Annotated in this window: 2 protein-coding genes; both read left to right on the top strand. The window is 47.5% G+C overall.

All coding sequences use genetic code 11. The annotated features are described in order from the left end of the window. Positions 1-29: 29 nt before the first annotated feature. Positions 30-1,694, top strand: a complete 1,665-nt coding sequence (locus tag GJA_RS26420; RefSeq protein WP_144241650.1) for a DUF6862 domain-containing protein — start codon at positions 30-32, stop codon at positions 1,692-1,694. A gap of 6 nt (positions 1,695-1,700) precedes the next feature. Further along, entirely contained in the window at positions 1,701-2,279 is a 579-nt protein-coding gene (locus GJA_RS27650) for a hypothetical protein (RefSeq protein ID WP_144241649.1), read from the top strand. Positions 2,280-2,363: the final 84 nt, after the last annotated feature.

Raw genomic sequence — 2,363 nt, 5'->3', positions numbered from 1 at the left:
TCGGCAGCGGCATCAGCGCGGGCAGTCTGGTGATCACCGACGCTGCGGCGCAGCGGGCGTTGACGGGCAAGGGCGCCGAGGAAACGGTGGCGGGCGTGAACCGCAACGTCACCACGGGCGTGGACACCAGCGGCAAGATCGGCAACAACTTCGACAAGCAGGCGTTGCAGGCGACGATCGAGGTGACGCAGGCGTTCGCGGCGGCGGCGGCGAAGCAGGTGGGGGATTATGCTTCCAATAAACTGAACGAAGCGACGGCGTTGGCGAAGCAAGCGTCCGAAGAACCCGATCCAGTAAAGAGTGCCGAATTACAGCGTCAAAGCGATGAATTAAAGGCGAACTGGAAAGAGGACGGACCTGCGCGGGTAGCCTTGCACACGGCGGTCGGCGCGCTGGCCGGCGGCACCAATGGCGCGCTAGGGGCGAGCGCCGCGGCGCTGTCGACGGACAGCATTTCCAAGCAGCTTCAAACTCTGGATATACCGGACACACTGCGCAGCGCGCTGACCTTGGCGGCGGGGGCGGCGATAGGCGCTGTGGTTGGCGGTGAGGCGGGGGCGAACAGTGCGTTGAATGAGGTGGCGAACAACTACCTGAAGCATAAGCGCGAGGGGATGAAGAAATCGGAGCAGGAGCAATTTGACGCCGCTGTTGCCGCTTGCAGTTCAAGCAATCCTGATGCCTGTGCGAGGAGAGACAGTTTAATTAAACTGTCTACCGAGCGCGATACGCTGATTGGCAATGTCTGTTCCAGTGGCCCGTCAAAGGACTGCAGCAGTTTGGTGAGTGCTGCATATGGCGAAGGCTACAAGGTGATCTTTGGTAGCGATAAAAAGGCTTACGTTTATCTGCAGGGATCGCCCGAATTGCGGGCGGTTCCCGACCCGAGAGACGGAACATATCATTATGCTCAAGCGGCAAGTTTGCGTGATGGTCTGGAGCTGGCGGGAACTGACCTTGTGGTTGGCAAGGCACTGGGTGGCATTGCTGCTGGTGGGAAGTATGTATATGATGGCTTCGTCAACGGTGTGAGAAATTTGCTTGACGATGCTGCTAAAGCGGCACCGCGATTTATTGAGGGCCCTTCTGTTCCGGTGCGAAATGCGGAATTGATAAGCTCGGACGGTGCTGTGTTTTCTCGTCAAAATTCATTGACTGGGACTTGGGAACCTGTCGTGCCATCTTTGTCATCAGCAGGGGGTGATTTATTAAAATTAACTACGAGAGACACCGAAAATAGTATAATTTTTGAAAGCATTATAGATTCAACCTCGGTAAATGCAAGAGTAGGACTACGAGAAAGTTTGGCTGCTCAAGCTGGAATTCCACGTGCAATTTCTAATGTATGGGGATCGTCTCTCGAAGATCTTCAACTAGCTTTTAAAATGGATGGTTTAAAGTTAAATTCGGTTCCGCCGAAGAGCACATCGTCTGGCAATGCACAAATATTTTCAGTTGAAGGGAGGTCTGATGTTGCTCAAGTTCAATTTAGCCCAGAAAATCCTTTTTCATCGCATAAAGGCCAATACTATAAGATTGAATTTACTGATGGTAGCCAAGCGAAAATTATTGACCCGAAAACGTATAAGCTTCAATTTGATCCAAAAACCAATCTTCCGACTTTGGATAAAAATACAATATTTTATAATCCTCAAGGAAAGATAATTAATTATGTTAACGGACGATGGAAGTAGGAAATCATGATTGATGATTTTGAAATAAAATGGAATTTACCTGTTGTTCCACGGGTTTCACTAGCCGGAATACCAATAGGTGCAACATCGCAATCATTTAAAAAAGTAATTTCAAAGTATTGCATATCAAATTGTGATAATTTATATAAATTTGACAATTCTCCAACTCTAAGATTGGAGGTAAAAAAATATGCTTTGGATATTGAATATTTTTGTTTTTATGAAACTAATGATAATTTTTTAAATTCGAATTTTGAAGCGAGCTTAGATGGGAATTTTGGAGTTGAGGATAGAGCAATTGTTGTTTTTGTGAAAGATGGGATTATTTCAAGTATTGGTGTGTGGTTATTTGGTTTTTATGATTCCGAGAAAAATATTAATGGAAAATTTTATCAAGGAAAGCTGCCAAATAATGTAATGCTTGGCGATCGTGTTGACTCGATGTCGTCACTTAATTTGGAATATGATGCTGCGGAAGAGTGGTTCTGTATGAGCGGAAGCTATTCAGGAGTAATTATCTCGGGGGCTCCAGGAGATTTAGGCGATTTTCCTGATCAAAGAATATTATCAATCAGAATAAGTTGAAATTAATTTGGTCAAGCCGGCAGCGACATTGCGGCGGGCGGCGACCTGGACTTGCTGGGCAAGAGCGTCGCCATCACGCCGGGC

Source organism: Janthinobacterium agaricidamnosum NBRC 102515 = DSM 9628 (assembly GCF_000723165.1).
Taxonomy (GTDB): domain Bacteria; phylum Pseudomonadota; class Gammaproteobacteria; order Burkholderiales; family Burkholderiaceae_D; genus Janthinobacterium; species Janthinobacterium agaricidamnosum.
This window is presented reverse-complemented; position numbering and strand designations above follow the sequence as displayed.

Excerpts from the sequence above, each read along its gene's own strand:
- GJA_RS27650 (WP_144241649.1), top strand. The coding sequence starts at position 1,701 with ATGATTGATGATTTTGAAATAAAATGGAATTTACCTGTTGTTCCACGG.